The sequence below is a fragment of the Streptomyces sp. NPDC051105 genome (assembly GCF_040682795.1).
In the GTDB taxonomy this organism is placed as follows: domain Bacteria; phylum Actinomycetota; class Actinomycetes; order Streptomycetales; family Streptomycetaceae; genus Streptomyces.
Window position 1 is genome coordinate 45,755 of record NZ_JBFBBR010000006.1, and the last position, 25,933, is coordinate 71,687.

General features: G+C 69.8%; 22 protein-coding genes and 3 tRNA genes. 15 read left to right on the top strand and 10 right to left on the bottom strand.

The annotated features are described in order from the left end of the window. Nucleotides 1-70 precede the first annotated feature (70 nt). From AB0N16_RS16525 to AB0N16_RS16545, 5 genes are all read left to right on the top strand, one after another. The gene (locus AB0N16_RS16525; RefSeq protein WP_365797223.1) at nt 71-2,935 is read left to right on the top strand and encodes a PKD domain-containing protein; all 2,865 of its coding nucleotides are present in this window, start codon (nt 71-73) and stop codon (nt 2,933-2,935) included. A gap of 72 nt (nt 2,936-3,007) precedes the next feature. Then, complete coding sequence (locus tag AB0N16_RS16530) at nt 3,008-3,355, top strand: hypothetical protein (protein ID WP_365797225.1); 348 nt, start codon at nt 3,008-3,010, stop codon at nt 3,353-3,355. 298 nt (nt 3,356-3,653) lie between these two features. Next, nucleotides 3,654-7,598: an ATP-dependent RNA helicase HrpA gene (gene hrpA, locus AB0N16_RS16535; RefSeq protein WP_365797227.1), complete on the top strand. Its 3,945-nt coding sequence runs from the start codon at nt 3,654-3,656 to the stop codon at nt 7,596-7,598. A 93-nt stretch (nt 7,599-7,691) separates the two neighbouring features. Next, nucleotides 7,692-7,766: transfer RNA gene (locus tag AB0N16_RS16540), tRNA-Asp, on the top strand. 369 nt (nt 7,767-8,135) lie between these two features. After that, complete coding sequence (locus AB0N16_RS16545) at nt 8,136-8,327, top strand: DUF6274 family protein (protein WP_365797229.1); 192 nt, start codon at nt 8,136-8,138, stop codon at nt 8,325-8,327. A 512-nt stretch (nt 8,328-8,839) separates the two neighbouring features. On the opposite strand, the gene bldC is transcribed toward AB0N16_RS16545, so the two are convergent. Both bldC and AB0N16_RS16555 read right to left on the bottom strand, forming a co-directional pair. Continuing rightward, a complete protein-coding gene (bldC, locus tag AB0N16_RS16550) occupies nt 8,840-9,046 on the bottom strand; it encodes a developmental transcriptional regulator BldC (protein ID WP_003949541.1) in 207 nt (68 codons plus the stop codon). Nucleotides 9,047-9,665: 619 nt separating this feature from the next. Further along, a complete protein-coding gene (locus tag AB0N16_RS16555) occupies nt 9,666-10,508 on the bottom strand; it encodes a hypothetical protein (protein WP_365797231.1) in 843 nt (280 codons plus the stop codon). A 270-nt stretch (nt 10,509-10,778) separates the two neighbouring features. Here AB0N16_RS16555 and AB0N16_RS16560 point away from each other — a divergent pair, with 270 nt between their 5' ends. Next, complete coding sequence (locus tag AB0N16_RS16560) at nt 10,779-11,870, top strand: Glu/Leu/Phe/Val dehydrogenase dimerization domain-containing protein (protein WP_365797233.1); 1,092 nt, start codon at nt 10,779-10,781, stop codon at nt 11,868-11,870. A gap of 300 nt (nt 11,871-12,170) precedes the next feature. Beyond that, nucleotides 12,171-12,431 carry a DUF3073 domain-containing protein gene (locus tag AB0N16_RS16565; RefSeq protein WP_351937593.1) on the top strand — a complete coding sequence of 87 codons (261 nt, stop codon included), beginning with the start codon at nt 12,171-12,173 and terminating at the stop codon, nt 12,429-12,431. Between the two features lie 116 nt (nt 12,432-12,547). Here the strand turns inward: AB0N16_RS16565 and purM are convergent, their stop codons facing one another. From purM to AB0N16_RS16590, 5 genes are all read right to left on the bottom strand, one after another. Next, complete coding sequence (gene purM, locus AB0N16_RS16570; RefSeq protein ID WP_365797235.1) at nt 12,548-13,651, bottom strand: phosphoribosylformylglycinamidine cyclo-ligase; 1,104 nt, start codon at nt 13,649-13,651, stop codon at nt 12,548-12,550. Between the two features lie 34 nt (nt 13,652-13,685). Continuing rightward, a complete protein-coding gene (purF, locus tag AB0N16_RS16575; RefSeq protein ID WP_365797237.1) occupies nt 13,686-15,215 on the bottom strand; it encodes an amidophosphoribosyltransferase in 1,530 nt (509 codons plus the stop codon). Nucleotides 15,216-15,436: 221 nt separating this feature from the next. Continuing rightward, nucleotides 15,437-15,850, bottom strand: a complete 414-nt coding sequence (locus AB0N16_RS16580) for an META domain-containing protein (RefSeq protein WP_365797239.1) — start codon at nt 15,848-15,850, stop codon at nt 15,437-15,439. A 78-nt stretch (nt 15,851-15,928) separates the two neighbouring features. Then, complete coding sequence (locus AB0N16_RS16585) at nt 15,929-16,726, bottom strand: sterol carrier family protein (protein ID WP_365797241.1); 798 nt, start codon at nt 16,724-16,726, stop codon at nt 15,929-15,931. A gap of 173 nt (nt 16,727-16,899) precedes the next feature. Further along, nucleotides 16,900-17,397 (bottom strand): GNAT family N-acetyltransferase, encoded by a 498-nt coding sequence (locus AB0N16_RS16590; RefSeq protein ID WP_365797243.1) that lies wholly within the window; start codon nt 17,395-17,397, stop codon nt 16,900-16,902. A 132-nt stretch (nt 17,398-17,529) separates the two neighbouring features. Between AB0N16_RS16590 and AB0N16_RS16595 the strand changes: the two genes are divergently transcribed. Beyond that, nucleotides 17,530-17,706 carry a hypothetical protein gene (locus tag AB0N16_RS16595; RefSeq protein WP_365797245.1) on the top strand — a complete coding sequence of 59 codons (177 nt, stop codon included), beginning with the start codon at nt 17,530-17,532 and terminating at the stop codon, nt 17,704-17,706. 33 nt (nt 17,707-17,739) lie between these two features. Here AB0N16_RS16595 and purL read toward each other — a convergent pair whose 3' ends face one another. Genes purL through purS form a run of 3 tightly spaced genes read right to left on the bottom strand, consistent with a single transcriptional unit; the run spans nt 17,740 to nt 20,935 of the window. Further along, nucleotides 17,740-19,998, bottom strand: coding sequence for a phosphoribosylformylglycinamidine synthase subunit PurL (gene purL, locus AB0N16_RS16600; protein WP_365797247.1), 2,259 nt, complete (start codon nt 19,996-19,998; stop codon nt 17,740-17,742). Next, nucleotides 19,995-20,675: a phosphoribosylformylglycinamidine synthase subunit PurQ gene (gene purQ / locus AB0N16_RS16605; RefSeq protein ID WP_365797249.1), complete on the bottom strand. Its 681-nt coding sequence runs from the start codon at nt 20,673-20,675 to the stop codon at nt 19,995-19,997. The genes purL and purQ overlap by 4 nt, the downstream gene beginning before the upstream one ends. Continuing rightward, the gene (purS, locus tag AB0N16_RS16610) at nt 20,672-20,935 is read right to left on the bottom strand and encodes a phosphoribosylformylglycinamidine synthase subunit PurS (RefSeq protein WP_093501106.1); all 264 of its coding nucleotides are present in this window, start codon (nt 20,933-20,935) and stop codon (nt 20,672-20,674) included. The genes purQ and purS overlap by 4 nt, the downstream gene beginning before the upstream one ends. A gap of 359 nt (nt 20,936-21,294) precedes the next feature. Here purS and AB0N16_RS16615 point away from each other — a divergent pair, with 359 nt between their 5' ends. The 7 genes from AB0N16_RS16615 (at nt 21,295) to AB0N16_RS16645 (ending at nt 25,933) form a co-directional block, all read left to right on the top strand. Next, nucleotides 21,295-21,612: an Lsr2 family protein gene (locus AB0N16_RS16615; RefSeq protein ID WP_351695523.1), complete on the top strand. Its 318-nt coding sequence runs from the start codon at nt 21,295-21,297 to the stop codon at nt 21,610-21,612. Between the two features lie 136 nt (nt 21,613-21,748). Beyond that, nucleotides 21,749-21,820, top strand: a tRNA-Gly gene (locus tag AB0N16_RS16620). A gap of 81 nt (nt 21,821-21,901) precedes the next feature. Then, a tRNA-Gly gene (locus tag AB0N16_RS16625) sits at nt 21,902-21,977 on the top strand. A gap of 169 nt (nt 21,978-22,146) precedes the next feature. Further along, nucleotides 22,147-23,082: an ABC transporter ATP-binding protein gene (locus AB0N16_RS16630; RefSeq protein ID WP_365797252.1), complete on the top strand. Its 936-nt coding sequence runs from the start codon at nt 22,147-22,149 to the stop codon at nt 23,080-23,082. Then, nucleotides 23,079-23,909, top strand: coding sequence for an ABC transporter permease (locus tag AB0N16_RS16635; RefSeq protein ID WP_365797254.1), 831 nt, complete (start codon nt 23,079-23,081; stop codon nt 23,907-23,909). The genes AB0N16_RS16630 and AB0N16_RS16635 overlap by 4 nt, the downstream gene beginning before the upstream one ends. A 57-nt stretch (nt 23,910-23,966) precedes the next feature. Further along, nucleotides 23,967-25,322 (top strand): histidine kinase, encoded by a 1,356-nt coding sequence (locus tag AB0N16_RS16640; protein WP_365797256.1) that lies wholly within the window; start codon nt 23,967-23,969, stop codon nt 25,320-25,322. After that, nucleotides 25,319-25,933 carry a response regulator transcription factor gene (locus AB0N16_RS16645; protein ID WP_365797258.1) on the top strand — a complete coding sequence of 205 codons (615 nt, stop codon included), beginning with the start codon at nt 25,319-25,321 and terminating at the stop codon, nt 25,931-25,933. Before AB0N16_RS16640 ends, AB0N16_RS16645 begins: the two co-directional genes overlap by 4 nt.

Consider the following 25,933-nt stretch of genomic DNA (forward strand, 5'->3'; position numbering starts at 1 on the left):
CCCCCGGACTGTTCACCCCCCTCCTCCGGCGTTCTGGCGACCGCACCCGCCAACGCTCCGTGGAGACCTCATGCACAGACCCCGCCCCGCCGTCGGGCTGTCCCTCGCCGTGATCGCCGTGGCGGGGGTGATGAGCGGCTGGGGGACCGGGACCGCGATGGCGGACCCGGTGTCCGGCGGGACGCTGTACGTGAACCACAACAGCCAGGCATGCAGCGACAGCGGTGCGGGGACGGAGAGCCGGCCCTTCTGTACGGTGCAGGCCGCGGCCGATCTGGTCACGCCGGGTGACACGGTCCGGATCCTGGGATTCGACAACGACCCGTACCTGGCGGTGACCCTCACCCGGTCGGGGACCAGGGACGCGCCGATCACGTTCACAGGGGAACCTCTCCTCCCGAACGGTCCGCAAGCGTCGCTCACCGGGTCCGCCTCCGCACCTGCGTTGACGGTGCGGGGCGTACACGACGTACGCGTCGAATCGCTGCCCCTCAGCGACGAAGGCGGAGACGGAGTGGCGGTGACCGGGTCCGACCACGTGACCCTCGACCGGCTGGTGATCAACCGCCCCGCGCCGTCGGGCCCCGCCACGGGGAGCGCGGTCGAGGTGGACGGCACGTCCTCGAGCGTGACCGTGTCACGGAACTGGATCGGCCCCGGCAGCGCGTACGGCGTGCGCGTGCGCTCCGGAGCGAGCCAGGTCACCGTGACCACCGACGTGATCACCACCATGCGGCAGGGCGGGATCGCGGTGACGGGCGCGACCGGCGCGGACGTGACGAGCAACACGGTATGGGCGCCGTGCTCCACCGGAATCTCGATGGACGGCGGAAGCTCCGGGGTGGTCGAGAACAACGTGGCCATCTCCACGGGGTCGAGGCAGAGCAGCACCTGCCCGACGCCGACGGCTCCGCTCTACACCGTGTCACCCGACTCCACCGGCCAGGTCACCGGCGACTACAACGTGGCGGCGAACGACGCGGCTCCTTCCGCCCCCGCACGCCCCGAGTACTCCTGGGCCGGCACCTCCTACGCCACCAGCGCGGCGTTCCGGGACGCCACCGGGCAGGGCGCCCACGACATCGACGGGGTCATGGAATACCTCGGGATGCCCGTGGAGCACTCCCCCCTCATCGACTCGGCCGACGCCACCGCGCCCGGTGAACTCACCACCGACTACGTGGGCCGCCCACGTGTAGACGACCGGCTGGTCACCGACACCGGCACCGGCACCACGACCCACCCGGACCGGGGCGCCATCGAGCGGCAGGACACCATCGACATCCCGTCCGACGACGCCCCCTCGCCCACGCAGGGGATCGCTCCGTTCGACACCTCGATCAAGACCGACGCCACCACTTCCTGGGGCGAGGCGCTCACCTACTCGATCGACTTCGGGGACGGCAGCGCCCCGGCCCACGGCCCCGCGGGCACCCCGATCACCCACACCTACACCACCCCGGGTCTGCGCACCCCGCTCATCACGGTCACCGACACCGACGGAAACAGCCGGACCACGTCGTACGGCGGGGTGGTGGCGGGTACCACCACCCCGCCGGCCGCCGCCCTGTCCATGGCCCCCGACACCGCGAACGGGTCGGTCAACGCGGGATCCGCGCAGTTCACCGCCCCAGAACCGGCGGACTCGTGGGAGGTCGCCTCGCGCACCCTGAGTTTCGGCGACGGCACTCAGCAGAACCTGGCCATCGGCACCGAGCAGCCGCTCCACCAGTACCCGGCCCCCGGCACCTACACCGCCACCCTGACCCAAACCGACCGGTTCGGCCGCACCACCACCGCCAGGACGACCTTCCACGCCGCGGACACCTTCGTGGCGACGGACCCGGCGTACGACACCGAGAAGACGATCGCCGCCCACGGGGTCCTGAAGCTGTCCGCGGCCACTTTGCGCGCCGACTCCAACGGTGTCGACGCCGCCCAGCTCCAGATCGTCACCTCCGGCGCCAAGGCGAACGGCTCGCTCACCCTCTACACCGCCGGCACCGCCCGCCCCGGCACCTCCAGCATCACCTTCGAGAAGGGCAGGACGGCCCTCAACGAGGCGACCGTGAAGGTCACCCCCACCGGTGCGGTCGACCTCTACAACAGCGGTTCCGGCGCGGTGACGGTCAACGTCGCCACGGTCGGCCTCCAGTCGCACGCCCAGTACGCCGACACCTACCACCCGGCCACACCCGTCCGGCTGCTCGACACCCGCAACCACACCGGCGGCGTCACCGGCCCGGTGGCCGGCAACCACTCGGTCACGCTCACGGTCGCCGGCGCCCACGGCGTCCCGGCGGGAGCGGCGGCCGTGGTCCTCGACGTCACCGCGACCACCACCAAGTCGTCCGGCAGCCTCGTCCTCTCCACACACGGCACCCCCGGCTCCAGCCTGACCGGCCCGTACTGGACCACCGGACAGACCGCCTCCGCCCAGATCGTGCTCCCCCTGAAGGACGGCAAGGTCGTACTGCGCAACGCCGGCAAGGGATCGGCGAACCTGGTCGCGGACCTCGTCGGCTGGTACGGCACCACCGCGGGCGGTTCGGAGTTCCTGCCCACCGCGCCCGCCCGCATCCTCAACACCCGTACCGGCACCGGAACCGGCAAGGTCGCCAGGCTCGCCGCCCACGCCACCCTCAAGCTCAAGGTCACCGGTGCCCACGGCGTCCCGGCGACCGGAGTGACCGCCGTCGACCTGAACCTCACGGTGCCCTCCCCGTCCGGCAGCGGCTACCTCGTCGCCTACGCCGACGGCACCCCGCGCCCCGGCGTGTACTCCCTGAACTTCACCAAGGGACACACCGCGGCCAACCGCGCGCTGGTCAAGGTCGGCACCGACGGCGAGATCGACCTCTACAACGCGGGCACCGGCCCGGTGGACGTCTATGCCGACCTCCTGGGCGATTACGACGTCTTCCCGACGGGCTGACCTGATCTCCTTGGCGGCGGAACCGCTCGGCGCTAGGTTCTGGCGGGTCGACACGTCATCAGGGTGGGGAAGATGAGCCGGGACCAGGACATCCAGCTGGAGAAGGACCGCGCGAGATACGGCCTGCTCGCCGTCGTCATCAGCAACCTCGCGATCGCCCTGGTCGCGGTCTTCGGCGTCTGGCGGCTGAGCGGCGACACCTCGGTGATCATCGGCGTGCTCTCCGCCGCCTTCACCGCCGTGAGCAGCATGACCACGGCCTACCTGGGGATCAAGGCGGTCTCCAACACGGCAAGGTCAATGGCCGCCGCCGCCTCGGCCGCCGCCCCACCGACCCCGGCCGCCCCCACCACCACGCCGCCGACCCCGGCCGCGCCCGCCGCCGCTGCCCCCACCACGCCCACGCAACGCGCCCAGTAGCCGACCGCAGACACCCCGAACCACCGCGCCCCCACACCGGCCCCACCGGCCCCACCGACCCCGACCGCCCCGCCACGGTTGCCCCCCCCCGGCGCACCCAGCAGCCAGCGCCACGAGCAGCCCGAACCACCCCCCTCCAGCCCGGCCGCGGCCCCGGCGCCGGCCTCGCTCGGGCCCCCTCCACCGCCGCCCCGCCCGCCCGGCGGGCCCGGTGGAGGCAGTCGCCCCATCCCTGCCGAACCGCCGGAGGCAAAAGCGTTCGCCACGAATTTCCCCGAGGTGAGATCCTGGACCGCGTATGTCTACGCATCCCGCCCCCGCCCTCGGCGCTCTCGCCCCCCGCCTGACCGAGCTTTCGCTGCGCGACGCGCACCGGCTCGGGCGCAGGCTGGAAGGCGCACGCAAGATCCGTAAACCGGAGGCCCGGGCCGCCGTCCTCGCGGAGATCGAGGCCGAGGTGGCCAGGGCCGAGGAACGGATGGCCGGCCGACGCGCCGTCGTGCCCGCCGTCTCGTACCCCGAGCAGCTGCCCGTCAGTCAGAAGAAGGACGAGATCGCGGAGGCGATACGCGATCACCAGGTCGTGATCGTGGCCGGTGAGACCGGGTCCGGGAAGACCACGCAGATCCCGAAGATCTGTCTGGAGCTCGGGCGCGGTGTCCGAGGAATGATCGGGCACACCCAGCCCCGCCGGATCGCCGCCCGCACCGTCGCCGAGCGGGTCGCCGAGGAGCTGCGCACGCCCCTCGGGGAAGCCGTCGGCTGGAAGGTCCGCTTCACCGACCAGGTGAACCCGGACGCCACCTTCGTCAAGCTGATGACGGACGGCATCCTGCTCGCCGAGATCCAGACCGACCGCGAGCTGCGCGCCTACGACACGATCATCATCGACGAGGCCCACGAGCGGTCCCTCAACATCGACTTCCTGCTCGGCTACCTGGCGCAGCTGCTGCCCAAGCGGCCGGACCTGAAGGTGGTCATCACCTCCGCGACCATCGACCCCGAGCGGTTCTCCCGGCACTTCGGAGACGCCCCGATCGTCGAGGTCAGCGGCCGGACGTACCCCGTGGAGGTGCGTTACCGGCCGCTCCTCGAAGAGGATGCCGAGGACGCCGACCGCGACCAGATCACCGCCATCTGCGACGCGGTCGAGGAGCTCCAGGCCGAGGGCAAGGGCGACATCCTCGTCTTCCTCTCGGGAGAGCGCGAGATCCGGGACACCGCGGACGCGCTCGAGAAGAAGAACTACCGGTTCACGGAAGTACTGCCGCTCTACGCCCGGCTCTCGCACGCCGAGCAGCACCGCGTCTTCCAGCCACACACCGGTCGCAGGATCGTTCTGGCGACCAACGTCGCCGAGACCTCGCTGACCGTCCCGGGCATCAAGTACGTCATCGACCCCGGCTTCGCCCGGATCAGCCGCTACAGCCACCGCACCAAGGTGCAGCGCCTGCCCATCGAACCGATCAGCCAGGCCAGCGCCAACCAGCGCAAGGGCCGCTGCGGCCGTACCAGCGACGGCGTCTGCATCCGGCTGTACGACGAGGACGACTTCCTCGCCCGCCCGGAGTTCACCGACGCCGAGATCCTCCGCACCAACCTCGCCTCCGTCATCCTGCAGATGACCGCCGCCGGCCTCGGCGACATCGAGAAGTTCCCCTTCATCGACCCGCCGGACCACCGCAACATCCGCGACGGCGTGCAGCTGCTCCAGGAACTGGGCGCGATCGACCCGGCCGAGAAGGACGCCCGCAAGCGGCTCACCGACACCGGCCGCAAGCTCGCCCAGCTGCCCGTCGACCCGCGCCTCGCACGCATGGTCCTGGAGGCCGACAAGAACGGCTGTGTCCGCGAGGTCATGGTCATCGCCGCCGCGCTCTCCATCCAGGACCCGCGCGAACGCCCCGCCGACAAGCAGACCCAGGCCGACCAGCAGCACGCCCGCTTCCGCGACGAGACCAGCGACTTCCTCGCCTTCCTCAACCTGTGGAAGTACATCCGCGAACAGCAGCGCGAACGCGGGTCGTCCTCCTTCCGGCGCATGTGCAAGCAGGAGTTCCTGAACTTCCTGCGCATCCGGGAGTGGCAGGACATCTACACCCAGCTGCGCACGGTCGCCAAGCAGATGGGCATCCACCTCAACGAGGAGGACGCCCCCGGCGACCGCGTGCACGTCTCCCTGCTCGCCGGCCTGCTGTCGCACATCGGCATGAAGGACGTGAAGGACGGCGCGAAGAACGAGTATCTCGGCGCCCGCAGCGCCAAGTTCGCGATCTTCCCCGGCTCGGCGCTGTTCAAGAAGACGCCCCGGTTCGTGATGTCCGCCGAACTCGTCGAGACCTCCCGCCTCTGGGCCCGGGTCAACGCGAAGATCGAGCCGGAGTGGGTGGAACCCCTCGCCGGGCATCTCCTGAAGCGGACGTACAGCGAACCGCACTGGGAGAAGGACCAGGCGGCCGTGATGGCGTTCGAGAAGGTCACGCTCTACGGCGTACCGATCGTCGCCGACCGGAAGGTCAACTACGGCCGGATCGACCCGGAGACCAGCCGCGAGCTTTTCATTCGCAACGCACTGGTCGAGGGCGACTGGCGGACCCACCACAAGTTCTTCGCCGACAACCGCAAGCTGCTGAGCGAGGTCGAGGAACTCGAACACCGCGCCCGGCGCCGGGACATCGTCGTCGACGACGACACGCTCTTCGACTTCTACGACCAGCGGGTGCCCGAACACGTCGTCTCCGGCGCCCACTTCGACTCCTGGTGGAAGCACAAGCGGCACGAGCAGCCGGAGTTCCTCGACTTCGAGCGCGAGATGCTGATCCGGGAGTCGGCGGAGGCGGTCACCAAGACCGACTACCCGGATTCCTGGCGGCAGGGTCAGCTGAAGTTCCGGGTGACGTACCAGTTCGAGCCGGGCGCGGACGCCGACGGTGTGACCCTGCACATCCCGCTCCAGGTCCTCAACCAGGTGAAGGACGAGGGCTTCGACTGGCAGATCCCGGGCCTCAGGGAAGAGGTCGTCACGGAGCTGATCCGGTCCCTGCCCAAGCCCATCCGCCGCAACTACGTCCCGGCACCGAACTTCGCCAAGCGCTTCCTGGACACGGCGGTCCCTCTCCAGGAGCCCCTGCCCACGACCATGGCCCGCGAGCTGAAGCGCATGGTCGGGGTGCCTTTCGAGGCCGAGGACTTCGACTGGGCGAAGGTCCCGGACCATCTGAAGATCACCTTCCGAATCGTCGACGAACGGCGCCGGAAGCTGGCCGAGGACAAGGACCTGGAGGCGCTGAAGCTCCGGCTGAAGCCGAAGGCCCGTCAGGCCATCTCGCAGGCCGCCGCGGCCACCGCGGAGCGCGAGGGCGGCGAGTCACTGGAACGCAAGGGCCTCACGGACTGGACGATCGGCTCGCTCACCCGCGTCTTCGAGACCCGTCGGGCCGGCCAGCCGGTGAAGGCGTACCCGGCGCTCGTCGACGACGGCGACACGGTCTCGGTCCGCCTCTTCGACACCGAGGAGGAGCAGGCCGAGGCGATGTGGAAGGGCACGCGCAGGCTGATCCTCCGCAACATCCCGGTCAATCCCGCGAAGTTCGCCTCGGAGAAGCTCACCAACGCGCAGAAGCTGGCGCTGTCCGCCAACCCGCACGGCACGATCCAGGCCCTGTTCGACGACTGCGCGATGGCGGCGGCGGACAAGCTGATCGGTGACTTCGGGGGGCCGGTGTGGGACGAGGAGTCGTACCGGAAGCTGTACGACAAGGTGCGCGCGGAGATCGTCGACACGACGGTCCGTACGGTCGGGCAGGTGCAGCAGGTGCTGGCCGCCTGGCAGGCCTGTGAGCGCCGTCTGAAGGCCGTGCGGAGCCCTGCGCTGCTGGCAAACCTGACGGACGTCCGCAAGCAGCTGGACGCCCTGGTGAAGCCGGGGTTCGTGACGTGGGCCGGTATACGGCGGCTTCCCGACCTCATGCGCTATCTGGTGGCCGCCGACCGGCGCCTCCAGCAGATGCCGGCCAACGTCCAGCGGGACACCACCCGGATGGAGAAGGTCCACGAGATGCAGGACGAGTACGCCTGGCTCCTGGAGCAGCTCCCCAAGGGGCGGCCGGTGCCACAGCAGGTGCTGGACATCCGCTGGATGCTGGAGGAGCTCAGGGTCAGCTACTTCGCGCACGCGCTGGGCACGGCGTATCCGATCTCCGACAAGCGGATCGTGAAGGCGATCGACTCGGCGCTACCGTAACCGACCGGGCACGCTGCGTGAGTTCGACCAGGACCCTCACCCTCCTGTACAGTCCTTCTCGCAGCACAGCGCAGACAAAGTGCCGCAAAACCTGGTCCTGTGGAGCAGTTTGGAGTGCTCGCCACCCTGTCAAGGTGGAGGCCGCGGGTTCAAATCCCGTCAGGACCGCACAACGCCGAGGCCCGCATCCCCCCAAGGGACGCGGGCCTCTCGCACATCGCCCCGCTGAAGACGGAGGCCGCGCCCGCGGCGCAGCCGCCACCGAACACAGCACATCCGTCAGGACCGCACAACGAAGAGGCCCGCATCCCTCCGAGGGAAGCGGGCCTTTCCGTACCCCATGGCCCCAGGGGGCACCTCCTCCGCCCTCACCGCCGCCACCGCCACCGCGAGCCACCACGACGGTGCCGGGCCGGCGGTGCCCGGTCCGGCGGCTGGTGGCCGGGTAGCGGGGGTCGGCTCTTGACGGGGTCACATTCGGTCGGTACCCAGAAGACAGGGATCGCTTCCCCTCGGCCCCCCTTCTGGAGGTGGCGTATGGCGGCTTCGGTGCGGCATGAGACGCGAGCCCTGCTGCGGGCCCATCTGGCAGCCGCCTCGTCGTACCGGCATCTGACCCGTCACTGCCCGGTCTGCCATCGGCTGCTACGGCTGGCCATGGACTCCGCCCCGCACTCCACAGAGGCCCCCGAGGACGCCGCGGAGGACGAAGGTCCCGCCGACGCGTGAGCCGCGCCAGGCCCAACGGCCGTTCCCTCGTGGGGCGGTGGAGCCTCCGGCCCCTTTAGCGCACCCGCCCCAGTACAAACAACACGTGCGGTATGTGACGGGAGTCACCGCATAAGTTCCTGAAACAACGGTACTTACACCCCGCCTACCCCAAGTCAATTTAATATGTGCAATTGCACCACCCTGGGACACCTCCCGCGGCCCGCCCGCAGCCTCCCCCCGGCCTCCCTCCGAGCACATCCACAGGAGATCCGACAGGCCTCCCCAGACTCCGACAAGGCTGCTCACAGAGGCGCCTGTCACGGTCGATCAAGCCCCATGGACGCACAAAAAAGATCGCGCTGGACCCGGCGGAGTCCAGCGCGATCTACGACGCACCCTGTGTCGCTGCCTGAGAAGTTCTGTCGGCCTGGGCGTGGGCCCTGTTGGGGCAGGTCCCGCGTCGCTCGGAGCTAGGGTTTCGGGCACTTCGGCCAGTGGGGGACCGGTCGGTTTGCCCGCTATTCAGTTGGTCAGGCCTCGCTGCGCTGCTGCGGAATACCCGCCAGCAGAGCGCGGACCTCAGCCTCGCGGTAGCGTCGGTGTCCGCCCAGCGTGCGGATCGACGTGAGCTTGCCGGCCTTCGCCCACCGCGTGACCGTCTTGGGGTCGACACGGAACATGGTGGCGACCTCAGCCGGGGTCAGCAGCGGCTCGGCATCAGGGGTGCGAGCGGTCATGAGCGGCCTCCTCGGGAGAACCGAACCTTCTCGGTTCTTTCCTCTAAATTCTGCACCTTGACCCGCGTTGCCCGAAATGGCGGACGCGAGTCGAGTCGGTTATAGGACGAACGGCTTGTCCTCGGCACTACAACTACACCATCCGTCCAGCCGCGTCGGCCAAACCGATGGAATTGCCCTCCCAGGTAGTCATCAGCCGCGGAAGCCGATGGACCATGCCATAGCGGACAGTCACGCCACTGTGACGATCAGTCACATGGCGATCAGGAGTCGTCAGACCCCCCAAAGCAAGTGCAATGCTGAGATTCCGCCCACAGTGCACCACAAGTGGACGGAAGGAGCCCTCCCCGGACTCCTTGTCCTATTTTGGCACGAGGAGTGGCAAGAGGCGCAAGAGCCGTGTAAGTGCGGTCCGTCACCCTTGACGCAAAAGCCCGGATCGGGACCAACGTCCCGTGCGTTCACTGAAGTGCCGTCAACGTACGTTGTTTCATGGCATCTGGGCCGTGACGTACATCACTCAGCACTCATACGTCACCGAGGTGTCATCCGACTGTCACACCATCACATGACCTGACACTCAGTACGGAGCAGTCGGCATCAGTACTCAGACCTGTACTCAGTTCGCGGACCGCCGGTCCCGGACCGCCCGCCACCGCTCCACCAGCCGCCCGTACGCTTCCCCGGCCGCGGCCCCGTCGCCCAGCCGCAGCGCCTCGATGCCGGCCGCCACGTCGGCCGCCGAATGGTCGTCCTCCAGATCACCGGCCGGCAGGGCGTGCACCAGGCCGCCGTAGTCCAGCTCGACCAGCGAACGCGGATGGAACTCCTCCAGCCAGCGGCCCACGTCCACCAGGCCGTCGATCAGCGGCCCTTCCTCGATGGCGTCCTTGAGCGTGCGCAGCGCCCGGGCCACCCGGCGCCGGGCCTGCACCATCGGCGTGCGGTAGCGCAGCATCGGCGGGATCTCGCCGGTGCCCTTGTCGTACCGGCGCTCCTCGTCGGAGACCAGCACGAACCAGTTCAGCGGAATCTGCCAGGTCGCCGTGCGGATCCAGGGCCGGGAGTCGGGGTTGCGGACCAGCCACCGCTCGTAGTCCATCGTGGCCTGCCGGCGGACCACCGGGGGCAGCATCGCGTCCAGGACCGTGTTCGGCAGTTCGTCGGACAGCTCCTGCAGGGCCTGCCAGCCGCGCAGCCGGGTCCGCCACGGGCACACGCACACGACGCCGTCGACCTCCAGGACGAAGGCGTCGGCGCTCTCCTGCACCGGCACCGGGATCGGCGGGGTGGGCAGCAAGTCGGCCAGCGCGCGCCGGAGTTCGTCCTGATAGGAGGGCCGGTCGGAGCGGCGGGCGTAGCGCGTCCAGTGGTCGCGCTCGGGCTCCGGGAAGGCGGCCAGCGGCTCGTACACACGCAGGTACGTCGCGTAGGGGACGATCACCGAGGACACCTTGGGCACGCCTGCTCCCTCCCCATCGGGCCGGGCTCGAAACCAGCGGAACCCACTACGGAGCAGCCGCGAAACCACAGCAAATCGTCCCACGCTCATTCGTGCACACGCGGCGCGGGAGAGTGATCCTGAACACGGCGCGGATGGTGGACGGGCAATAGCTCTACGCTCATGCCAGGATCCCGTCACCCTCCCCCCACTGGCCAAAAGCCGTGGGGGGGGAACCCCCAGGGAGCCCCCCGCTTCCACTCGCCGCGAACACAACCGGGAGTCACCACAGTGACCGACGTTTCCACCGGCGTCCTGCACACCCTGTTCCACTCGGACCAGGGCGGTCACGAGCAGGTCGTGCTCTGCCAGGACCGCAAGAGCGGCCTCAAGGCCGTCATCGCCATCCACTCCACCGCGCTGGGCCCCGCCCTCGGCGGCACCCGCTTCTACCCGTACGCGAACGAGGAGGAGGCCGTCGCCGACGCCCTCAACCTGGCGCGCGGGATGTCGTACAAGAACGCCATGGCCGGTCTGGACCACGGCGGCGGCAAGGCCGTGATCATCGGGGACCCCGAGCGCGACAAGACCGAGGAGCTGCTGCTCGCCTACGGGCGGTGCGTGGCCTCGCTCGGCGGCCGGTACGTCACCGCCTGCGATGTCGGTACGTATGTCGCCGACATGGACGTCGTGGCCCGCGAGTGCCGCTGGACCACCGGCCGTTCCCCGGTGAACGGCGGCGCCGGCGACTCCTCCGTGCTCACCGCGTACGGCGTCTACCAGGGCATGCGGGCCAGCGCCCAGCACCTGTGGGGCGATCCGTCGCTGCGCGGCCGCACCGTCGGCATCGCGGGCGTCGGCAAGGTCGGCCACCACCTGGTGGAGCACCTGCTGGAGGAGGGCGCCCGGGTGGTCGTCACCGACGTGCGCCGGGAGGCCGTCGGCCGGATCTCCGACCGGCACCCCCAGGTCCAGGTCGCCGCCGACACCGAAGCGCTGATCCGCGTCGAGGGCCTCGACATCTACGCCCCCTGCGCGCTCGGCGGCGCGCTGAACGACGCCTCCGTGCCGGCCCTGACCGCCAAGGTGGTGTGCGGAGCGGCCAACAACCAGCTCGCCCACCCCGGCGTCGAGAAGGACCTCGCCGACCGCGGGATCCTCTACGCGCCGGACTACGTGGTGAACGCCGGCGGGGTCATCCAGGTCGCCGACGAGCTGCACGGGTTCGACTTCGACCGGTGCAAGGCCAAGGCGGCGAAGATCTTCGACACCACGCTGGCCATATTCGCTCGTGCGAAGGATGACGGAATTCCGCCTGCCGCGGCGGCGGACCGGATCGCCGAACAGCGGATGCACGAAGCGGCAACGGCGGGTGGACGCTGACCGGACGCCGGGTTTCCGCACGGATTTCCGGTACCCGCCGACGGGCAGTTGGAGAGAACTCTCACGTTCGTCGGCGGGTCGCCCGCCAGGAAGTGGTTAAAATCGTCGTTGACCAGCGGGGACGGGGCGCCTCGCGGGTCGTGCAGCCAGGGCCGTGGTGCGGGCGACGTACCGTATGGGCGCGGGCTCAGGTACCGTGGAAGCCCTACGGACCGGTCTCTCCGAGGAGAGTCCGTTCCGGATCATGAACGCGTGTCAGACTCTGGGGCCGTCGAGCCCCGTCACCGAGGGGGTCGAGCCATGGGGCGCGGCCGGGCCAAGGCCAAGCAGACGAAGGTCGCCCGCCAGCTGAAGTACAACAGCGGTGGGACTGACCTGTCACGTCTGGCCAGCGAGCTGGGCGCTTCGACTTCGAGCCAGCCGCCGAATGGCGAGCCGTTCGAGGACGACGACGAGGACGACGACCCGTACGCCCAGTACGCGGATCTCTACAACGACGATGACGACGAGGACGAGGACGACCAGTCCGGGCCCCAGTCTCAACATCGTCGCGGTGCGTAATGCCCGCGGCTGCTTAGCCGTTCACATACCCGGTCCGGGGTTCTGACGCCGGACCGGGTTTTGTGCTGGTCTCACAGGGCCCGGCTCCGGACCCCGCTCCTCACCAGCCGGAGCGGCTAGTTCGGCGCGTAGTCGCCGACCAGCTCCGCGCCCGTGGTGTGCTCGCCGCGCTCGGTGATCTCGCCGGCCACCCATGCGTCGACCCCGCGGTCGGTCAGTGTGGCCAGCGCCACGTCCACCGATTCCTGCGGGACCATCGCGATCATGCCGACGCCCATGTTGAGCGTCTTCTCCAGTTCGAGCCGCTCGACCTCGCCGGTCCGGCCGACCAGGTCGAAGATCGGGTCCGGCGTCCAGCTGGCGCGGTCGACGCGCGCGTGCAGGTGGTCCGGGATCACCCGGGCCAGGTTCGCGGCGAGTCCACCGCCGGTCACATGGCTGAACGCGTGCACCTCGGCGGTGCGGATCAGGGCCAGGCAGTCCAGCGAGTAGATCTTGGTCGGCTCCAGGAGTTCCTCGCCGAGGGTGCGGCCGAGTTCCTCGACGTGCGCGTCGAGCGCTAGCCCCGCCTGGTTCAGCAGGACATGCCGGACCAGGGAGTACCCGTTGGAGTGAAGCCCGGAGGACGCCATGGCGATCACCGCGTCACCCGTACGGATACGATCCGCGCCGAGCAGCCGGTCGGCCTCCACCACGCCCGTACCGGCGCCCGCCACGTCGAAGTCGTCCGCGCCGAGGAGGCCCGGGTGCTCGGCCGTCTCACCGCCCACCAGGGCGCAGCCGGCCAGCACGCAGCCCTCGGCGATGCCCTTGACGATCGCGGCGACCCGCTCGGGGTGGACCTTGCCCACGCAGATGTAGTCGGTCATGAAGAGCGGCTCGGCGCCGCACACCACGATGTCGTCCATGACCATGGCGACCAGGTCGTGGCCGATGGTGTCGTACACACCCAGCTGCCGGGCGATGTCGACCTTGGTGCCCACGCCGTCCGTGGCGGAGGCGAGCAGCGGGCGCTCGTAGTGCTTGAGGGCGGAGGCGTCGAAGAGGCCGGCGAAGCCGCCGAGGCCGCCGAGGACCTCGGGGCGCCGGGTCTTCTTCACCCACTCCTTCATCAACTCGACGGCGCGGTCGCCCGCCTCGATATCGACACCGGCAGCCGCGTAGGAAGCACCGGGAACAGCACCCGTCGCCGGAGGCGACTGATTGTCTGCAGCAGACATTGCCTGGGATCTTTCGGGTTGGTTGCTACGAGGCTTACGGGCGACGGATCGCGTCGGCCGCGGCCGTGGCTGCCGGACCGGCGGCCAGTTCGGTCTCCAGGAGCTGCTTGCCCAGCAGCTCGGGGTCCGGGAGGTCCATCGGGTACTCACCGTCGAAGCAGGCGCGGCAGAGGTTCGGCTTGGCGATGGTGGTCGCCTCGATCATGCCGTCGATGGAGATGTAGGCCAGGGAGTCGGCGCCGAGCGAGGTGCCGATCTCGTCGATGGTCATGCCGTTGGCGATGAGCTCGGCGCGGGTGGCGAAGTCGATGCCGAAGAAGCAGGGCCACTTCACGGGCGGCGAGGAGATCCGGATGTGGACCTCGGCCGCGCCCGCCTCGCGGAGCATGCGCACCAGCGCCCGCTGGGTGTTGCCGCGCACGATCGAGTCGTCGACGACGACCAGCCGCTTGCCCCTGATGACTTCCTTCAGCGGGTTCAGCTTCAGACGGATGCCGAGCTGCCGGATGGTCTGCGAGGGCTGGATGAAGGTCCGGCCGACATAGGCGTTCTTGACCAGACCGTTGCCGAACGGGATGCCGGAGGCCTCCGCGTAGCCGATGGCGGCCGGGGTGCCGGACTCCGGGGTCGCTATCACCAGATCGGCGTCGACCGGGGCTTCCTTGGCGAGCTTCCGGCCCATCTCCACCCGGGAGAGGTAGACGTTCCGGCCGGCGATGTCGGTGTCGGGGCGGGCCAGGTACACATACTCGAAGACACAGCCCTTGGGCTTCGCGTCCGCGAATCGCGAGGTACGCAGGCCGTTCTCGTCGACGGCGACGAACTCGCCCGGCTCGATCTCGCGCACGTAGCTGGCGCCGCAGATGTCGAGGGCGGCGGACTCGGAGGCGATGACCCAGCCGCGCTCAAGGCGGCCGAGGACCAGCGGGCGGATGCCCTGCGGGTCACGGGCGGCGTAGAGGGTGTGCTCGTCCATGAAGACGAGGGAGAAGGCGCCCCGGACCTTCGGCAGGACCGCGTGCGCGGCCTCCTCGATGGTCAGCGGCTTCCCGTCGGCGTCGACCTGGGCCGCGAGGAGCGCGGTGAGCAGGTCGGTGTCGTTGGTGGCGGCGACCCGGGTGGACCGGCCGTGGGTGTCCTTCGGGAGGTCGGCGACCATCTCGGCGAGCTGCGCCGTGTTGACGAGGTTGCCGTTGTGGCCGAGCGCGATCGAGCCGTGCGCGGTGGCGCGGAACGTCGGCTGGGCGTTCTCCCACACGGAGGCACCGGTGGTCGAGTAGCGGGCGTGACCGACCGCGATATGCCCCTGGAGCGAACCGAGGGAGGTCTCGTCGAAGACCTGGGAGACCAGCCCCATGTCCTTGAAGACGAGGATCTGGGAGCCGTTGCTGACCGCGATACCCGCGGATTCCTGGCCCCGATGCTGGAGGGCGTACAGCCCGAAGTACGTGAGCTTGGCGACCTCTTCACCGGGAGCCCAGACACCGAAGACGCCGCAAGCGTCCTGGGGTCCCTTCTCACCGGGGAGCAGATCGTGATTGAGGAGACCGTCACCACGTGGCACAGCACCGAGTGTAGGCGAGATCGACCACTGGTCCGAATTGGGGATAGCCGGCCGTAATGGATCTACGACCGCGGACGCGTTGGTGGCTTTCTCCATTTCCGCTGGTCAACGCGGTGGGAGGATTCTCCAGCCGGGGAACGTTCGTGCGGACCGGTGCCCGCGCAACCCCCTCGCACCGTATCTCTGAGTGAGGTGTCGCACATCATTCGGGGCGGCGGAGGTCACTTCCTGGACAGCTCGACCCGGTCGCCGCCGACGGTGGTGAGGGTGAGTTTCCTGCCGTCGGCCCGGGTGGTGAGCGGCCCCGCGGTGAGGATGCCGGCGAGGGCGCGTTCGAAGGTCATGCGGGTGTTGTCGCAGGCCATGCGGGTGGTGCGGGCGTTGCTCAGCCTGATCCGGTCGTCGGTGACCTTCGCCGTGGCGCTGAACTGGTTGCACCCGTAGCTGCCGGCGGCCCTGCCGTCGTCGATCCTCACGTGGGCATGTGCCGGGGCGCGCCGGCTGGTGCCGTCGACGGTCACGCTGTCGACGGTCCACTCGATCCCGGTCACCGGGGGCTGGGCCCCCACCGAGACCCCCGCTTTCTCACCGCCGCAGGCCACCGCGAGCGGGATGAGCACGGCGGCCGCCGTCATGGTCAGGGTCCTACGCTGCGTGCGCTGCTTGTACCCGTACATGCCGGTTCGACGGAACACCCCGGTCGGTCGGTTCCCTCAGCTCATGAGGGGCAGCAGGGCCCCGATGTCCGCCCGTTCCCCGCTGGCACTGACCTTGGCGTCCGCCAGGGCCTCCTGCCACTCCAGCCGTCCGGTGGCCAGCCGGATCCAGGTGAGCGGATCGGTCTCGACGACGTTCGGCGGGGTGCCCCGGGTGTGCCGGGGACCTTCGACGCACTGCACCACGGCGTACGGCGGCACCCGCACCTCGGTGGAGCCGCCGGGTGCCTTGACCGCGAGCGCGTCGGCGAGCAGCCGGGTGCACGCGGCCAGGGCCTGCCGGTCGAAGGGCACCTCCGGTCCCGCGAGGGCCGCGTTGAGGTCGTCGGTGTGGACGACCAGCTCGACGGTCCGGGTCACCAGGTAGTCGTCCAGGGACATCGCGCCGGCGCTGGTGGCGAGCAGCCGGGTGCCGGGGTGCGCGGCGAGCAGGGCACGGAGGCTGCCGTCGGCGTCGGCGAGGTAGGCGTCGAGGTCGGGGTGGCCGTCGGCGAGCCGCCGGGTGAAGTCGGAGATCGCCGAGGAGTTGGCGGCGGTCCGGAAGGGCCAGTCGAGAAGGACCGCGTCCGCCGCGGCCGGCTCGGGCTGGTCCAGGGCCCGGTGGACGGCGGTGACGGCCATGCCGATGTGGGCGACGAGGTCCCGTACGGTCCACTCGCCGAGCCGGGTGGGGAGCGCGAGCTGCTCGGGGGTGAGGCCCTGGACGGCCTCTCGCACGTTGCCGAACTGGGCGAGGACCGCGGCGCGGGTCTTGACCGGGTCGTAACTGCGGGCACGCTTCTTGGCCTGAGGCATGGCGGTGAGCCTATTCATGGGCGCAGCTTCACGGCGAACGAGTGTCCTTCACGGCATATCCCCGTAGCCCTTCTCGACCAGGCCGAGGGCAGCGCGCGGGCGCTCGTGACGGCCGCGGTGCGGTCCGGTCGATCGGGGAGCCGATCGTCGAGGCCCTACCCGCGTGAGGTCGGTCAGCGGGGCGTGATCACCCAGTGGTTGCTGTGGATGACCCGGTCCGCGAAGTCGACGTCGACCTCGCCGAGAAGGCGGAAGCCGAGGGATCGGCAGATGCCGTTCGAGGGGCCGTTGCCCGTCGCCGGGAAGGCGTGGATGTCGCCCCAGCGGTGCTCGTCGCGGGCCTGTTCGAGGAGGGTGCGGGCGGCGAGCTTGGCGAGGCCGCGGCCCTGGAACTCGGGCAGGACCATCCAGCCGATCTCCGAGATCGGCTTCCCGTCCTCGTCGTGCGCCCAGATGCACACATGGCCCGCGACGATGTCGGGGGTGCCGGGATCGGGGACGATCATCTTGATCCAGGAGGTGTCGGCTGCCGCCTGCTCGGCGTCCCGGCGCACCTTGTCCTTCATGCCCTCGGGGGGTAGCGGTCCGCCGAGGTCCTTCATCATCACGGGGTCGCAGCGCATGCGGACGTAGGCGTCCACGTCGTCCGGGGTGACATCACGCAGGTGCATGCCAGAAGGATGAGGTGTCCGGCTCGCACGTGAAAGGTCCCGGAAGGGCGACGCGCTTGCCGAAGGGCACGGTGTGCCGGCGACCACCCCTGCGAGTGATCAACGGCGAAACGGAATAAACCGACCCGGACGGTGCACGGTTCGCCGGACCAGAAGGTCGGTGGCTACCGGGTCGTCCGTGCCGCGAAGTTCGGTGAGAAGGTGCTCCTTCCCGATCCGATCGGCATCGAACTCGGCACGGAGATCCTCAAGAACTACGTCCGCTGGGCCGGGAAGGCCCCGCCGGGAAGGCCCCGCCCGGAAACATGAATCCGGGCGGGGCCTTCGTCGTCGCAGGACCGGCTACGCGAGCAGCGCCTCGATCGTGCCCTCGTGCGCCTCGCGCAGTTCGGACAGGGTGAGGGTGAACTCGCCCTGGACCTCCACCGAGTCTCCGTCCACGACGCCGATGCGCGTCACCGGCAGGCCCCGCGCGCCGCACATGTCGTTGAAGCGGACCTCCTCCGAGCGCGGTACCGCGACGATCGCGCGGCCGGCCGACTCGGAGAGGAGGAAGGTGAAGGCGTCGAGCCCGTCCGGTACGACCAGACGCGCGCCCTTTCCGCCGAGCAGCGCCGACTCCACGACCGCCTGGATCAGACCGCCGTCGGACAGGTCGTGCGCGGAGTCGATCATGCCGTCACGGGAGGCGGAGATCAGGATCTCGGCCAGGAGGCGTTCGCGCTCCAGGTCGACCTTCGGGGGCAGACCGCCCAGGTGGTCGTGGACGACCTGGGACCAGGCCGAGCCGCCGAACTCCTCGCGGGTGTCGCCGAGGAGGTAGAGCAGCTGCCCCTCCTCCTGGAAGGCGACCGGCGTGCGGCGGGCGACGTCGTCGATCACGCCGAGGACCGCCACGACCGGGGTGGGGTGGATGGCCGCCTCGCCGGTCTGGTTGTAGAGCGAGACGTTGCCGCCGGTCACCGGGGTGCCCAGCTGCAGACAGCCGTCCGCCAGACCGCGCACGGCCTCGGCGAACTGCCACATCACCGCCGGGTCCTCCGGCGAACCGAAGTTCAGGCAGTCGGAGACGGCGAGGGGCTTGGCGCCGGTCGTCGCCACGTTCCGGTAGGCCTCGGCCAGCGCCAGCTGCGCGCCCGCGTACGGGTCCAGCTTGGCGAAGCGGCCGTTGCCGTCCGTCGCGATGGCGACACCGAGGCCGGTCTCCTCGTCCACGCGGATCATGCCGGAGTCCTCGGGCTGGGCGAGGACCGTGTTGCCCTGCACGAAGTGGTCGTACTGGGAGGTGATCCACTTCTTGGAGGCCTGGTTGGGGGAGGCCACCAGCTTGAGGACCTGGTCCTTCAGCTCCTCGCTCGTCGCCGGGCGCGGCAGCTTGTTCGCGTCGTCCGCCTGGAGTGCGTCCTGCCAGGACGGGCGGGCGTACGGGCGCTCGTAGACCGGGCCGTCGTGCGCGACCGTGCGCGGATCGACGTCCACGATCTTCTCGCCGTGCCAGAAGATCTCGAGGCGGTCGCCATCGGTCACTTCGCCGATGACCGTCGCGATGACGTCCCACTTGGCGCAGATCTCCAGGAACCGCTCGACCTTCGCCGGCTCGACCACCGCGCACATGCGTTCCTGCGACTCGCTCATGAGGATTTCCTCGGGCGAGAGGGTCGAGTCGCGCAGCGGTACGTCGTCGAGGGTGACGGTCATGCCGCCGGAGCCGTTCGAGGCCAGCTCGGAGGTGGCGCAGGACAGACCGGCCGCGCCGAGGTCCTGGATGCCGACGACCAGCTTCTCGGCGAAGGCCTCGAGCGTGCACTCGATGAGCAGCTTCTCCTGGAACGGGTCGCCGACCTGGACGGCGGGGCGCTTGGAGGGCTTCGCGTCGTCGAAGGTCTCGCTCGCCAGGATCGACGCGCCGCCGATGCCGTCGCCGCCGGTCCGGGCGCCGTACAGGATGACCTGGTTGCCCGCGCCGGAGGCCTTGGCGAGGTGGATGTCCTCGTGCCGCATCACACCGATGGCACCGGCGTTGACCAGCGGGTTGCCCTGGTAGCAGGCGTCGAAGACGACCTCGCCGCCGATGTTGGGCAGGCCCAGGCAGTTGCCGTAGCCGCCGATGCCGGCGACGACGCCGGGCAGCACCCGCTTGGTGTCGGGGTGGTCGGCGGCGCCGAAGCGCAGCGGGTCGACCACGGCGACCGGGCGGGCGCCCATCGCGATGATGTCGCGGACGATGCCGCCGACGCCCGTGGCAGCGCCCTGATACGGCTCCACGTACGACGGGTGATTGTGGGACTCGACCTTGAAGGTGACCGCGTAACCCTGGCCGACGTCGACGACACCCGCGTTCTCGCCGATGCCCACCAGGAGCGCGTCGCTCTGCGGGGCCTTCTCGCCGAACTGGCGGAGGTGGACCTTGGAGGACTTGTACGAGCAGTGCTCGGACCACATCACCGAGTACATGGCGAGTTCGGCGCCGGTCGGGCGGCGGCCGAGGATCTCCACCACCCGCTCGTACTCGTCCTTCTTCAGACCGAGTTCGGCCCAGGGCAGCTCGACGTCGGGGGTCGCGGCCGCGTGCTCGACCGTGTCCAGAGGCGTCCGGCTCATGCGTTGACCAGCTTCTTGAGGATCGAGGTGAAGAACGGCAGACCGTCGGTGCGGCCGGAGCCGATGAGCGGCTCGACGGCGTGCTCCGGGTGCGGCATGAGGCCTACGACGTTCCCGGCCGCGTTGGTGATGCCGGCGATGTCGCGGAGGCTGCCGTTGGGGTTGAGGTCGAGATAGCGGAAGACCACCCGGCCCTCGGCCTCCAGCTCGTCGAGCGTGTACTCGTCGGCGACGTACCGGCCGTCCATGTTCTTCAGCGGGATGTGGATCTCCTGGCCCTCGCGGTAGTCGCCGGTCCAGGAGGTGCCCGCGTTCTCCACCCGCAGCTTCTGGTCGCGGCAGATGAAGTGGAGGTGGTTGTTGCCGAGCATCGCGCCCGGGAGCAGATGGGCCTCGGTGAGGATCTGGAAGCCGTTGCAGATACCGAGGACCGGGAGGCCGGCCTTCGCCTGCTCGATGACGGTCTCCATCACCGGCGAGAAACGCGAGATGGCGCCGGCCCGCAGATAGTCGCCGTAGGAGAAACCGCCGGGGAGGACCACCGCGTCGACCTGGTGGAGGTCCTTGTCCTTGTGCCAGAGGGCCACCGGTTCGGCACCCGCGAGCCGGATCGCACGCTGGGTGTCCCGGTCGTCGAGACTTCCGGGGAAAGTGACGACGCCAATACGAGCGGTCACTTGGCCGCCTCCGCGACTTCATCCACCCGAACGGTGAAGTCCTCGATCACGGTGTTGGCGAGGAAGGATTCCGCAAGATCGTGGATGCGGGCGAGCGCGGCCTCGTCGACCGGCCCGTCAACTTCCAGTTCGAATCGCTTTCCCTGACGGACATCGGAGATGCCTTCGAAACCCAGGCGTGGCAGCGCACGCTGGACCGCCTGGCCCTGGGGGTCGAGGATCTCCGGCTTGAGCATGACGTCGACTACGACGCGTGCCACTGGCACTCCCGGTGTTGTGGTGCTGGCTGCTGAGCAGGCGCTGCCGGGGTCCCCGACAGGTGTCTTCAGACTACCCGCACAAAATTTCTACGCGAGTAGAGTTGTAGGAAACTACGTGAGCCGCATCACGATCGGGTGACAGCGGGGGATCCACACGAAAAGTTCTGGGAAAGTTCCCCGGGTTCGCCCATGACATCTATTGCGCCCGGGACACGCGGGCGGATTTAGTCGGGCTTCACTTTGTATTGCCAGGCACTGTACAAATGAATTGGCAATAGCCGATACTCGGCACGTCATCTCCGTCATCGCGTCATCGTCGATGAGCTGTATAGACGTGCCACACGAAGGGACCGATATTCGTGGCGCAGAAGGTCGTGGTCACTCTCTTTGACGACATCGACGGCTCGGAAGCGGCGGAAACGATCGCCTTCGGACTCGACGGCAAGTCGTACGAGATCGATCTGAATCAAGCCAACGCCAAGGAACTGCGTAAGGCCCTCGAGCCGTACGTGACGGCCGGCCGCAAGCGGTCGAAGTCGGGCAAGGCGTACAAGCAGACGGAGGTCGCCCCCGACCCGGCGGCCGTCCGCGCCTGGGCGCAGGCGAACAAGATGGATGTCCCGGCGCGCGGTCGTATCCCGAAGAAGGTCTACGAGGCGTTCAGCGCCGCGCAGTGAGACGCGGCTCGGGCTGTCCTCAGGGACCGTCACCGGCCCCCGAGGACAGCCGACTTGCGCTACCCCCCTGCTGATCAGCTAATGTCTGGAGCACGCCGAGGGGCGCGGCCGAAAGACCGAAACCCACGGAGTACATGCGGGTGTAGTTCAGTAGTAGAACATCCCCCTTCCAGGGGGAAGGCGCAGTGTGCAATTCCTGTCACCCGCTCTGCACCGCCGGTCCTGGTCATGCTTGTGGATCAGGTAGGCTGGTGCTCGCACCGATCGGTGGGAGCCGGTCGGGAGCAGTGCGGACGTAGCTCAGTTGGTAGAGCGCAACCTTGCCAAGGTTGAGGTCGCGAGTTCGAGCCTCGTCGTCCGCTCCAGCTCGTAGGAGAAACCCCAGTCATATGACTGGGGTTTTTTCGTGCGCCGCCACGTGCCTTCATGAGCCTTCATGAGCCTTCCCGTGCCAAGGCGGGCCCTGACATTTGTCATGGCGAGTGATGACACCGCGCACTGCTGCCGGGCCCGGTCCCCGGGGAGGCTCTTTCCATGGAAGCCATGGAAGACAACGAACACGTGATTGAGGTCACAGACCTCCGTCGTGTCTACGGGGGCGGGTTCGAGGCGGTCCGCGGAGTCACCTTCTGCGTGCGCCGCGGGGAGATCTTCGCGCTCCTCGGCACCAACGGCGCCGGAAAGACCTCCACGGTCGAGTTGCTGGAGGGCCTCGCCCCGCCGAGCGGGGGCCGGGTGCGGGTGCTGGGCCACGATCCGCACCGGGAGCGGGCCGCCGTACGGCCGCGCACCGGCGTGATGCTCCAGGAGGGCGGCTTCCCGTCCGAACTGACCGTCGGCGAGACGACCCGGATGTGGGCCGGCTGTACGACCGGAGCCCGGCCGACGACCGAGGCACTCGGCCTGGTCGGGCTCGCCGGCAAGGCGGACGTCCGGGTCAAGCAGCTCTCCGGCGGTGAGCGGCGCCGCCTCGACCTGGCGCTCGCGCTGCTCGGCCGGCCCGAGGTGCTGTTCCTGGACGAACCGACCACCGGCCTGGACGCCCAAGGACGCCGGGACACCTGGGAGTTGGTGCGATCCCTGCGCGACACCGGGACCACCGTCCTGCTCACCACGCACTATCTGGAAGAGGCCGAGGACCTCGCCGACCGGCTCGCGATCCTGCACGAGGGGCGTATCGCGGCCACCGGAACACCGGGCGAGGTGACCGCGGACCGGCCCGCACGGATCTCCTTCGAGCTGCCGCCCGGGTACTTCGTGGGCGACCTGCCGCCGCTCGCCACCCTGGGCGTGTGCGGGCACGAGACCGCCGGCCGGGCCGTACGGCTGCGGACCCGCGAGGTGCAGCGGACCGCCACCGGGGTGCTGGCCTGGGCCCAGCGGACCGGGGTCGAACTGGACCGGCTCGAGGTGCGCTCGGCCTCGCTGGAGGAGGCGTTCCTGGGGATCGCGAAGGAGGCGGTCGTATGAGCACGGTGGAATTCGGCGGACACCGGGACGCGTTGCCCGCCGCGTCCCGACGCCGGGCGGCGCTCTCCGCGTCCCGGCGCCGGCTGGGTGCGCTGGCCCGCGCCGAGTTGCTGCTCCTCGCCCGCAACCGAGGCGCGGTGCTCACCGCTCTGCTGGTGCCGCTCTCCCTGCCGTTCAGTGTGCGGCCCGCCATCGACCAGATCGACCTGAAGGCCCAGGGGCTGAACGTCGGCACGCTGATGCTGACCGCCGCGACCGGCTTCTCCTTCCTCTTCGCCGTGTACACGTCCCTGGTGAGCGCGTACGTGGCCCGTCGGGAGGAGCTCGTCCTCAAGCGGCTGCGCACCGGGGAACCGGCCGACACGGAGATCCTGGCCGGCACCGCCCTGCCCGCCCTCTGTCTCGGCCTGGCCCAGGCACTGGTGCTCACCGTCGGCTGCGCGGTGCTGCTCGACGCGGGCGCGCCCAAGGCGCCGTATCTCACCCTGCTCGGGCTGCTCCTGGGCCTGCTGCTCAGTGCCGCGCTCGCCGCCCTCACCTCGGTTGTCACCCGAACCACCGAGAGCGCCCAGGTCACCGCGCTGCCGCTGGTCTTCGTCTCGATGCTGGGCTCGGGCATCGCCGTGCCCACGGACGTCCTGCCCGACCGGATCGCCTCGGCCTGTGAACTTCTCCCGCTCTCCCCGGCCGTCCGGCTGGTCCGCGCCGGCTGGACCGGCGAGCTCGGCGGCTACGAGGCGATGGGTACGGTCCTCACCGCGCTGGCCTGGACCGTGGTCGCGGTGTTTGCTGTACGGCGGTGGTTCCGCTGGGAACCGCGGCGCTGAGTGGAGACGGGCCGGCACGGGATAGAACCGGATAGAACGAGACAGGACGGGACCGGGATGAGCGGGGCAGGTGGCTGGTGGCGGGAGAAGACCACCCCCGCCAAGGTCGAGACGTACACACGCTGGTCGTTCCACTTCTTCGCGGTGATCGAGGTCACCGCGATCGGACTCCCGGTGTTCGGGGAGACGAGGACGGCGCTCTCGGCCTGGATGATCGCGATGGTCGTCGTCCACGCGGTGCTCTGCGCGCTGACCGCCTCCCGGGCGCTGGACTGGACGCGGGGCCGCCGGGAGCAGCCGGTGCGGCTGCTGTGGGTGCTCGGCGCGGCCACGTACGCCTTCGCCGTCACCGTCCTGGCGCTGCGCACGCACGGCGGGCCGGGCGACGACACGAAGAGCGCGGCGGCCACCGTGTTCGTGGGGATCCTGGCCTTCGGGGCCGGCACCACGGCGCTCGGGGTCCGCAACCGGCGGCGGGCGATGGCGGTGATCGCGGGCTTCGCGTTCGGGGCGGGCCTGGTCTCCTTCCCGCTGGCCATGCCCGGGGCCGCCGCGCTGGTCACAGCGGTCGCGGTGTTCATGGCCGGCGGCTTCCTCGCCGCCACCTCGTTCTTCTCCGTCTGGCTGCTGAACGCCGTCTACGAACTCGACGAGGCCCGGGAGACGCGTGCCCGGCTCGCCGTCGCCGAGGAACGGCTGCGGTTCGGCCGCGATCTGCACGACGTGCTCGGCCGCAACCTCGCGGTCATCGCCCTCAAGAGCGAACTGGCCGTCCAGCTGGCCCGCCGCGAACGGCCCGAGGCCGTGGAGCAGATGATCGAGGTGCAGCGGATCGCCCAGGAGTCGCAGCGGGAGGTACGGGCCGTCGTACGGGGCTACCGGGACGCCGATCTCGCGGCCGAACTCGCGGGCGCGCAGGGCGTGTTGGCCGCTGCGGGCATCGACTGTGCGGTGACCGGCGACACCGCCGGGCTGCCCGCCCAGGTGCAGTCGGCGCTCGGCTGGGTGGTCCGGGAAGCGACCACCAATGTCCTTCGGCACGGAGACGCGGGACGGTGCACGGTGGGCCTGCGGGTACGGGAGGGACGCGTGGTACTGACGGTGGAGAACGACGGGGTCGCCGTGCGGGCCGGTGGTGCGGGTGGCGGGGTCGAAGTCGTCGTGGGTGCGGGGGACGGTGGCGGCGGGGTCGTCGACGGCGGGCGGCGCGGCCGAGGCGGTGGCGTCGAGGGAAGCGCGCCCGCGGGTGACGGGAGTGGCGGGTCCGGGATCGCCGGGTTGCGGGAGCGGCTTGCGGTGGTGGAGGGGACGTTGGAGGCGGGACCGGTGGGGGCGGACGGGTTCCGGGTGGTGGCTTCGGTGCCGCTGGCCGGCCGTACGGCCGATACGAATGTGAGCGGAGTCACCTCATGACCTCTCCGGTACGGCTGTTGCTCGCCGACGACGAGCATCTGATCCGGGGTGCGCTCGCCGCGCTGCTCGGCCTCGAGGACGACCTCGTCGTGGTCGCGGAGGCGGCCACCGGGCCGGAGGCGCTCGCCATGGCCCGGGCCCATCGGCCCGACGTGGCGGTACTGGATCTGCAGATGCCGGGGGCGGACGGTGTGAAGGTCGCCACATCCCTGCGGGCCGAACTGCCCGGCTGCCGGGTGCTGATCGTGACCGGCCACGGCCGCCCCGGGCATCTGAAACGGGCCCTGGCCGCCGGTGTGCGGGGGTTCGTCCCGAAGACGGTCAGTGCGCAGCGGCTCGCGGAGATCATCCGTACCGTGCATGCGGGAAACCGCTATGTCGACCCGGAGTTGGCCGCCGACGCGATCTCCGCCGGGGACTCGCCGCTGACCGCCCGGGAGGCCGAGGTGCTGGAACTGGCGGCCGACGGGGCGCCGGTCGCGGAGATCGCCGAGCGGGCCGCGCTGTCGCCGGGAACCGTACGGAACTACCTCTCCTCGGCCGTCACCAAACTCGGCGTGGAGAACCGTCATACCGCGGTGCGTCTCGCGCGGGAGCGAGGTTGGGTATAG